8 protein-coding genes are annotated in these 9,115 nt (G+C 59.5%); 5 read left to right on the forward strand and 3 right to left on the reverse strand.

Features of this window, described 5'->3' with window-relative positions:
• Positions 1-1,987 (forward strand): ATP-dependent zinc metalloprotease FtsH (ftsH, locus tag IRZ24_RS12275; RefSeq protein ID WP_297164617.1); only part of this gene is annotated, 1,987 nt, incomplete at its 5' end.
• A 240-nt stretch (positions 1,988-2,227) separates the two neighbouring features.
• Here the strand turns inward: ftsH and IRZ24_RS12280 are convergent.
• The 3 genes from IRZ24_RS12280 to IRZ24_RS12290 form a co-directional block, all read right to left on the reverse strand.
• Positions 2,228-4,852, reverse strand: a complete 2,625-nt coding sequence (locus IRZ24_RS12280) for a response regulator (RefSeq protein WP_297164621.1) — start codon at positions 4,850-4,852, stop codon at positions 2,228-2,230.
• Positions 4,845-5,402: a chemotaxis protein CheW gene (locus tag IRZ24_RS12285; protein ID WP_297164624.1), complete on the reverse strand. Its 558-nt coding sequence runs from the start codon at positions 5,400-5,402 to the stop codon at positions 4,845-4,847. Before IRZ24_RS12285 ends, IRZ24_RS12280 begins: the two co-directional genes overlap by 8 nt.
• 205 nt (positions 5,403-5,607) lie before the next feature.
• On the reverse strand, positions 5,608-6,003 hold the full coding sequence (locus IRZ24_RS12290; RefSeq protein ID WP_297164626.1) for a response regulator: 396 nt from the start codon (positions 6,001-6,003) through the stop codon (positions 5,608-5,610).
• 435 nt (positions 6,004-6,438) lie between these two features.
• Between IRZ24_RS12290 and IRZ24_RS12295 the strand changes: the two genes are divergently transcribed.
• The 4 genes from IRZ24_RS12295 to IRZ24_RS19815 all read left to right on the forward strand — a co-directional run.
• Positions 6,439-7,230, forward strand: coding sequence for an SDR family oxidoreductase (locus IRZ24_RS12295; protein ID WP_297164629.1), 792 nt, complete (start codon positions 6,439-6,441; stop codon positions 7,228-7,230).
• A gap of 162 nt (positions 7,231-7,392) precedes the next feature.
• Positions 7,393-7,950 (forward strand): emopamil-binding family protein, encoded by a 558-nt coding sequence (locus IRZ24_RS12300; protein WP_297164633.1) that lies wholly within the window; start codon positions 7,393-7,395, stop codon positions 7,948-7,950.
• Complete coding sequence (locus IRZ24_RS12305) at positions 7,947-8,834, forward strand: DUF1295 domain-containing protein (RefSeq protein WP_297164636.1); 888 nt, start codon at positions 7,947-7,949, stop codon at positions 8,832-8,834. Before IRZ24_RS12300 ends, IRZ24_RS12305 begins: the two co-directional genes overlap by 4 nt.
• Before the next feature lie 141 nt (positions 8,835-8,975).
• A partial coding sequence (locus IRZ24_RS19815) for a DUF1330 domain-containing protein (RefSeq protein WP_366914282.1) occupies positions 8,976-9,115 on the forward strand: 140 nt, incomplete at its 3' end.

Below are 9,115 nucleotides of genomic sequence, written 5' to 3' on the forward strand. Positions count from 1 at the left end.
GGCTTTATATACCTATGAGCGCGGCCCCGATGGCCCTCCACAGAGCGGGCCTCCGCGCTTGAATACTCCTTCCAATCCCAACGGCAGCGGCAACAATCATAACCAGAATAATAACAACGAAAGCTTGACTTCGTTGCTCCTGCGCTCACTGGTGATTGTGGGCATTCTGCTGCTTGGTTGGTGGGCCCTGCAGTCCTTCTTACAGGGTGGAAGCAGCAGTAACCAGAATGCCATTGAGATCCCTTACAGTTCTTTTTACGCAGAAGTTGAGAAAGGTAACGTCAAGACGGCGGTTTTCCAGGGACAGGATGTGACCGGCGAGTTTAAGACGCCGGTGGCTGACCCCAATAACCCCGGCAAGACGTCGAAATATTACCACTTTACGCAGCTAGCCAGTGGAGACCCCAAGCTGATCCAGCTCCTGCTGCAGCACAATGTCTCGGTCTCCGCCAAGCCGACCAACGATGGCAGCCTTTGGCTGAATATCCTCTTTAATGCGCTACCCTGGGTCTTCCTGGGAGTGCTCTTTCTCTTTATCATCAGGCGCGCCACCCAGGGCCAGCAGAATATCTTTAGCTTCGGCAAGAGCCGCGCGCGCGTGATCATGGAGGATCGGCCCAGCACGACTTTCGCCGATGTGGCCGGCGTCGATGAGGCTAAAAACGATCTCATCGAGATCGTTGAGTTCCTGAAGACGCCGCAGAAGTTCCAGCGCCTGGGCGGCAAGATCCCGCGTGGCGTGCTCCTGGTGGGTCCACCGGGCACAGGCAAGACCCTGCTAGCGCGTGCCGTCGCCGGAGAGGCCGGCGTCCCCTTCTTCTCCATGTCGGGCTCCGAGTTCGTAGAGGTTCTGGTCGGCGTCGGCGCCAGCCGCGTGCGTGATCTCTTCGATCAGGCCAAAAAGGCCGCCCCCAGCATCATCTTTATCGACGAGATCGATGCCGTCGGGCGTCAGCGTGGGGCCAGCATCAACAGCAATGATGAGCGTGAGCAGACGCTCAATCAGTTGCTGGTCGAGATGGATGGCTTCGATGTACGACAGGCGGTCGTCGTGCTGGCGGCGACCAACCGTCCCGAGGGCCTGGATAAAGCTCTGTTGCGTCCCGGGCGCTTCGATCGCCGCGTGACGGTTGATCGGCCCGACTGGAAAGGCCGCCTGGCGATCTTGCAAATCCATACGCGCAAGGTACCTCTAGCCCCCGATGTGGATCTGGAGGCGATCGCACGGGCAACCCCGGGCATGGTCGGCGCCGATCTGGCCAACCTGGTCAATGAGGCAGCTCTGTTGGCGGCTCGCCGCAATCTGGACGCTGTCAATCAGAACTGCTTCTTGGAGGCGCTGGATAAGATCGTTTTGGGCGCCGAACGTCCGCTGGTGCTTAGTGAGGAGGATCTGAGGGTCGTGGCCTACCATGAGGGTGGCCATGCCTTGACGGCTCTCTTGACCGAGCACGTCGACCCGGTCGGCAAAGTGACGATCGTGCCCCGCGGTCAGGCTCTCGGGGTGACGCGTTACCTGCCTCTCGATGACCGCCACAACTACTCTCGCGAGTACCTTGAAGCGCGCCTGGTGACGGCTCTCGGGGGACGCGCTGCCGAGGAGGTAGCTATCGGTCGCATTACAACCGGCGCCGAGAATGACCTGCAACAGGTGACGCAGATCGCTCGCCGCATGGTCACGAACTGGGGCATGAGCGAGCGTATCGGTCCGCTTTTCTTCCAGGAACGGGAAGATCCTTTAGAGCGCGCCGCTTTCGGGCGCCGTGACTATAGCGAGAAAACGGCCTCCCTGATTGACAAGGAGGTCGATCGCATCGTGAAAGCCGCCTATAATCGGGCTCTGAACTTGCTGCGCGAACATCGCGTCACACTGGACCGCATCGCTCAGGCCCTGCGCCTCTATGAGACGCTCGATGCTCAGCAGTTGCGTCAGATCATGATTGAGACCGGTTCGATTAAGGCCGCCCCTGCCTACTATCGAGAATAGGGGAAGGTCTGGTCAGGCTCGGCAACCACGGGCAGCTATAGCTCTCCCCTACTTGAGAGACTTGCAACGCTAGCTGCCGTGGCGTGGACGCCTGCCAGCGTTTATCATTCGGCTAAAGCTACAAAGCAGGAGGGGTTCCCATTCTATGCACGCTGGTAAGGGAATCGCCTCCTGCGTTGTTTTGGTCACAGCCACCTTCTCCAGGGCATCATCTCTGATGGAGTGGGCGGAACGCTGAGTTTACTTTGCTGCCGGCTGCTCGCTTAGGACAGCCCCAATGGTTTCCAGGAGCTGTTCGGGAGGGGATGGTTTGATCAAGTAGGCCTGGGCCCCGAGGTCCTGGGCCGAGCGCCGATGTTTCTCCGACGAGCGAGCCGTGAGCATGATGATCTTGAGTGCTGCAAAGCGCGGGCTGGCCCGGATCATACTGAGTAGCTCATAACCATTTAAATGAGGCATCTCAATGTCAAGCAGCAAGACATCTGGAGGCTGCTCTAGCAGCAGCTCCCAGGCCTCCATGCCATCGCGTGCCTGAATCACCCGATAGCCAGCACGTTGCAAAGTCTGCTGCAGCGATTGACGGATATAGACCGAATCGTCGGCGATCATGACCGTCCGCCCGGTGTTGGCAGGGGCCGGCTCATGACGGCTGATAGGCGGCTCCTGTGAGGCCATCGCTGGCATCGCCTGCGATCCTTCCTCCGGGGGAGCGAGGCACGTGAGGTCGACAACTAGCAAAACGTTGCCCTGGCCGTCAATAGCAGCGCCCATGATGCCCGGACGGCGCAAGTAGGGGGCCAGGGGCCGTACCACCACTTCCACGCCTCCCAGCACCTCATCAACCTCAACCGCTCCACATGGTAGACCTTCTTGCAAGAGGAGCCAGGGACGCGTTGCAGCCGGAGAAGCCGGGGAGACGATCTCCTGCTGAGCCTCGCCTGGCAGCTTCAGCAGGCGGTAAAGCGGCACGGCAGCGGCTGGCAGTGGCTGAGCTTGAGCAGAGGCATGGCTCTCTTGCTCTACGGGAGAGCGGCCCACTACAATGCGGCGCACCTGTGAGAAAGGAAGGACCAGACGCTGACCAGCGGTGCGCACCAGCAGACCATGCATGGCTCCATGCAGGCGAGGCAGTGTCAGATAAAACGTCACGCCTCCCAGGGCATTGCGCTGAGCGGCCACTGTTCCCTGTAGCTGCTGAATGGGGCCTTGAACTAGCTCTAGCGCTCCTGCCCGTACGGGCGTTGAAAAGCCCAGTTCCAGCGATACTTCATTGCCAACAGCATGAGCATAGAACCAGACGCGCCGCTCTGGCTGCTCCTCCTCGCCATCCTCAGCCTGCGCGCTGCTCAAGCTGGTGATCATGCCATAACGCACCAACTGCAACAGGGGGCGAGCCAAGGCTTCCAGAATATCCTGATCGACCTCTGTGGTCTCACCCCGGACCTCAAAGTGGACACGCTGACGCTGGGCGTCAGCGCTCATCCTGATAGCTCGCCGAATGCGCGGCAGCAAGACGGCCAGTGGTGCTGAGCGTAACAAGAGCGTCTCGCCGCGCACCCGATTGGCCAGATCCATATGGCGACGCAGTACGCGATCGAGGCGAGTGAAGGCTACCCGCACCTGAGCCGAGGCTGTACTAACATCAGCGATAGCCTCAGAGAAGGCACGCAGAAGGACATCGCTCTCAGTATAGCGATCGACCTCCATCTCATCCCAGGAGGTCGCCTCACGGGCCTTCAGCGCCAGAGCACTGAGACGCTGACGCGGTTGCGCGTGAGCCTGGGCATGGCGACCATAGGGATCGGCCTCTTCCAGAATACGAGCCACCAGCGAAGACATCGGTTGCTGGGGCGGTGCGCGATGGGACCCATGTGGAATCTGACCCAGCTCACTGAGGGAGAGAGGATTAAGCGACAGCAGCGTCTCCAGATACTGCAGGCGTGCTTGCGCGGCATACAGTTCCTGCAATGCAGACTCCAGTTCACGACGGGCACTCTCCAACGGCTCCCGTTGCTCAGCCAGGTGTTCACTATGGAGCATAAGCCGTTTGAGACGCTCAGCATCCACCAGCACTGAGGGCAGCGGCGAGTTGGACTCACGCGGCGCCCGTGTGCGGAGATGGAAACGGGCGATCTCCTCGCGCAGCGGCGAGCGGGGCGCTAGCTCTTCCTCTTCTAGTAGCGCCGTCTCATCGGCGGTCGTGAGAGCGATCAGGCTTTCAGAAGGCGTCCGGCGCACGCTCCCAAATTCATTGAGGGCCTCATAGTCAGCCTCCAGTTCGGTGAGCGGCGCACTGCTCTCCTGCCCTGTCTCAACCAGGCTCTGAAGGGTCGCCTCTAGCGCGCGTACCGCCTGTACCAGGGCCATCAGACCAATCATCATCGGCACCGAGCCATCACGCAGCGAGCCGACGAGCATTTCGATATAGTAGGCGATCGTCGACATTGACGGACAGCCAACGGCGCCAGCGGTTCCTTTCAGCTTGTGGGCATAGCGACGGAGGGCCTCTAAATGGCCCTCGTCAAGCTGATCCTCTTGCTCAAGCTGAGCCAGAGCCTGACGCATCGCAGCAATATCCTCATCGGCCTCGGCGACAAACAGCGCCAGCATATCGTCGAGACCACCATCAGATGACGAGGCGCCAGTAGCTCTTTCCTCTCTTCCGACAGCCGTAGCAGTCCCGCGGTCTGCTAAACTATCGTTGGGTTCAGCAGCCGCAGCGCTGGTCGACTCGGGTCCGGCAGCGCCCGCCGCTGGCTCAAAATCCTCCATCTGGCGAAACGCCTCGATAATTGCCAGGTCCTCGGGCGTTAGCTGCGCTTCCCCCGGGGGCACTTCTGGCAGATCTTCCTGCGGCTCAGCCATAGGATACCGCCCTCTCTATCTCGCGCACGATCTCAGACAGCAGAGCTGGCACATCTAAGACGGGATCTGTGCCATGCAGGCCGCGGAGCAGCTCACGGCGCACAGGCAGCGCCTCGCACTGCTCCAGAGGCGTATATTCCAGGGAGAGGATAGAACCGATGGCGGGAACGAGCAGGCCGATGGGCTGCTCGGGATAATCGGCGACCAGGAGCATGCCCTCTCCTGCGGACGCCGTAGGGGTACCACAGAGGAAAGCGGGCAGGTCAACGGCGGCAATGACCTCACCACGCCAGGCCACCAGGCCAGGCAACCAGGCAGGGGAAGCGGGCAAAGCGGCAAAGCGATGGGGAGGAGGCACGACCTCACAGAGTGCCCTCAGTGAAACAAAACAGCAGCCCTGTCCTAACGACAGGCTGCATTCCAGATACTCTTCAGGATGAGTCGCCGCCGGAACCATGCGAGCCAACTCACGCGCATAGTTCCAGAACTCCTCATCGTTCAAGGCCTCCAGCGACCTAGAGAGAAACCCTCCCGCACGTGGTACAACCATCTTTTCTTTGCTTACCCCGCCACGAGCAGCACCGCCATTGTGCTGCGCGTTTATGCCTTGGTAGTGACGGAACTGAGTGACAGATGAACAGCTCTCCATCACTGTCTGCCCACCTGCCAAGCGCTAGATCGACCGAGCCGCACCAGCACAAGCGATTGGACGGCTATTGCCTAATCAATCGCTCGCCCAGCGGAGCAGGCTGAGGCTAGCTGTAGGTCGGCGTTGGGCTGCCCAGATGGGCATGCACCACCGAAATGACATCCTGGGTTCGAAATGGCTTAGTGAGGTAATCCTTAGCTCCGGCCAGCCGTCCCTTGAGACGGTCAATGACCCCATCACGACCCGAGAGCATCACAATAACGGTATTGCCAAATTGGGGCTTTGTACGCAGAATGCGCGCGATTTCATAGCCATCCATCTTTGGCAGGCCGATATCGAGGATCACCAGATCTGGAACGCGGTGTTTATGCTTGGTGAGGGCCTCCAGCGCCTGAATCCCATCAGGATAACTGACATAGTCAAAGCCCTCACGTCTCAGGCTGGTCTCGATGATCTTGCGCACGGTCAGCGAATCATCTATCACCATGACGAGTTTACTCATAGTGTCTCCCTCTCTCTGCTTCCACACTACTACCTTCCTTCTATCCGCCCACAGACAATAGTCTGTATGTATCGGATAACCCCCTGCGCTTCCTTCATCCTAAAGGTAGCGCTGGTAGAGCTGTCGCTTCGACTCCCCCGTGCTGCTCTCTCAGGATGGTCTCCTGTTAAAACGTCGAAACACCCAGCCTACTCAGGTTACATAGTGGGGCTGTAGCAATAGTACCATAGGCGTCCGCAAAGTGCAATACAAGGGCATAAAAAACTGATTAAGATTTTTATCACGGTCAAACATGGTCCATGACCTGGCCCTGGGAGCCGCCTCCGCACCTGATGTGGTAATCTAGTAGCAACAGGCAAGCTGCTTGTGGCGAGTCCGGTCTAGAAGGATGGCCATAGCTACCTTTTTCTGCAAAGCAGGAGAGGAGGCTTCTGTATGGCGGATAGGCTTTTTCGCGAGCATGTGGTGATCATTACGGGGGCCTCGCGCGGCATCGGTGAGCAGCTAGCGTATCAACTAGCGGAGCAGGGTGCCTGGCTGGCTCTCGCTGCGCGTAGCAGAGAGGCTTTGGAGGTCGTAGCCTCTACCTGCCGGGCGCGCGGGGCTCGGGCGCTGGCGATCCCTACCGACCTGCGTGATGAGGCTCAGTGTCGGCACCTTGTTGAGCGCACGGTCGATGAGTATGGTCGCCTGGATATGCTGATCAACAATGCAGGCATGGGCTTCCCGCGCCGCGTCGAGGCTTTGGATGACCTCTCAACGATTCGCAATGAGATCGAGCTGAACTATCTAGGGACGGTCTACTGCACCTATTACGCTCTGCCCTATTTGAAGCGTAGTCGTGGTCGCATTGTCGGTGTCAACAGTTTTGGGGGCCTGCTCGGTCTCCCGGGGACCGCTGGCTATAATGCCTCCAAGCATGCCATGCGGGGCTTTTTGAACACGCTGCGCACAGAGTTGCATGGCAGCGGTGTTAGTGTCTCGATCACCTATTTGAGCGCTGTGCGCACGCCACGTCTGCAAGAGGTCATGGGTGAACATGCGAAGAAGGTGCCTGCGCTTGATCCCACCCGCTGCGCCAGCCTGATTTTGCGTCAAGCTGCCCGCCGTCGTCGCGAGCAGGTGCTGACGCTCTCGGGCAAAACGCTGGTCTGGCTGAACCGCTGGGCGCCAGCCCTGGTCGAACGGCTGCTGGCCTCAACGGCTCTGATCTCTTATCGCGAGTGAGCCAGGCGGCTGGCGTAGTGAGTGCTTTGCAGCGCTGGGGGCACCTGGTGACCCTGACTGGACGCGGCCTAAGTTGACCGGCGCCAGGCGTTGACCTCTTCTGGTGTGCTTCTGGTCCTGCTTGCTGCGCCAGGTCGTGATCTCCTCAAGGAGGCTGTTGCTGTGACGATTCTGGAGCCTGTTCCTCTCTCTCAACGCCGCATCGACTGGCTATTGATCGCTTTCTTCGCTATCAATCTGTTGTTCGTGACTTATCTGATCGATATCGAGCAGATTATTATCCCTGACCCTCTGCACTTCACTTATCCGCTCTGGCCGCCTCGCCCGGTGATCGACCTGATCCACTGGTGGGGCCAACATTTTGACCCGCTGCTGATGGCCCGTCCGGTCTTTTTTAAGGTGACGATCTGGCTGGACGACTTGCTTTACGGTCCTTTCTATTTGGTGGCGATCTACGCTTACGCGAAGGGGCGCGAGTGGATTCGCCTGCCGAGCATCATCTATGCGGTGGCAATGATTGAGGGAGTGGTGATGATCCTGAGCGAGGAGGCTTTCGGTGCCTATCGCTCTCCCCAGCTAGGCGTAGTATTTGCCGCTAACGCTGCATGGATTATTGTCCCCCTGCTGATCCTGCTCCGTATGGGGTTGCAGGAGCATCCCTTTAGCCGTCCGGCGGTGCTGACCAGACCAGCCGTGGCGGGGGAAGGAGCCAGAGGATGAAGCGCGCTTTTGTTGTGGTAATCCTGGCTTATGGGCTAGCCTTGGCGGCAGCCTGGGCCATTCTTTGGCTCTTACAGGTACAGGGCTGGCCCTCTCTGGCGGCGTTGGCAGTGGCCGATGGGCTAGCAACTATTGTGGTCTTTGTCTTCAGCGTGCTGACAAATAATTCGAGTCTCTATGATCCCTACTGGAGCGTGGCCCCCGTTCCGCTTGCGCTCTTCTGGCTGTTCCAGCCCTCCTCGGATGGCCTGGCTAACGCACGCCATGTGTTGATCTTTGGACTGCTCTGCCTCTGGGCGCTGCGCCTCACCTGGAACTGGGCCAGACGCTGGCGTGGGCTGGAGCATGAGGATTGGCGCTACGTGGATATTCGCAAGAGTACTGGTCGCTGGTACTGGCCGGTGAGTCTGTTGGGCATCCACTTGATGCCGACGGTGCTGGTCTTTCTGGGCTGCCTAAGCCTCTGGCCTAATCTGAGCGATCGTGGCGCGTCTCTGATGCCCGCTGATGGGCTGGCGGCTCTGGTGACGCTGGCGGCGATCGCTATCGAGGCTCTCGCCGATCAGCAAATGGAGAGCTTCCGCGCCCGGCCCGCCGCCGAGCGTACTGCTCTTCCGCCAGGCCTCTGGTCCTGGTCGCGACATCCCAACTACTTCGGCGAAGTGCTGTTCTGGTGGGGCCTCTACCTGTTCGTGCTGGTGGCCCACCCGGCTTTCTGGTGGACGCTCATCGGGCCGCTGGCTATCCTGATCCTCTTCCTGGGGGTCAGCATCCCGCTCATGGAAGGCCACCTGTCGGCAAAGTATCCTGCTCTCTACCACGAGTATCAGCGACGCGTCTCGCCTTTTCTCCCCTGGCCCCCTCGCTCGCTCCCGCCTCAGTGAGCAACAGGGGGCAGGCGTCACGCCAATGTGTTATAGTGTTTTTGTTCTGTTATGGCAGCTCTGGCGTCAGAGACGGCGAAAGCTAACGGGCCAGGCGATAACGCCAGGATGGATGTAACCGCTAGAACAGGAGGAGCACAAATGGCTGTGTATATCATTGCGAGCATTGATATTACTGATCCTGAAGACTATCAGGAGTACGCCCGCCAGGCTGGTGCCACGGTAGCCCAATATGGAGGCAGATATCTGGCCCGTGGGAGTCAGATCGAGACAATCGAGGG

This window comes from Thermogemmatispora sp. (assembly GCF_019683755.1).
Classification (GTDB): domain Bacteria; phylum Chloroflexota; class Ktedonobacteria; order Ktedonobacterales; family Ktedonobacteraceae; genus Thermogemmatispora.

What these genes read in the sequence shown, in the direction of transcription:
- IRZ24_RS12290 (WP_297164626.1), bottom strand. Translation starts at nt 6,003, where the DNA reads ATGAGTAAACTCGTCATGGTGATAGATGATTCGCTGACCGTGCGCAAG.
- IRZ24_RS12285 (WP_297164624.1), bottom strand. Translation starts at nt 5,402, where the DNA reads ATGGTTGTACCACGTGCGGGAGGGTTTCTCTCTAGGTCGCTGGAGGCC.
- IRZ24_RS12280 (WP_297164621.1), bottom strand. Translation starts at nt 4,852, where the DNA reads ATGGCTGAGCCGCAGGAAGATCTGCCAGAAGTGCCCCCGGGGGAAGCG.
- IRZ24_RS12305 (WP_297164636.1), top strand. Translation starts at nt 7,947, where the DNA reads ATGAAGCGCGCTTTTGTTGTGGTAATCCTGGCTTATGGGCTAGCCTTG.
- IRZ24_RS12295 (WP_297164629.1), top strand. Translation starts at nt 6,439, where the DNA reads ATGGCGGATAGGCTTTTTCGCGAGCATGTGGTGATCATTACGGGGGCC.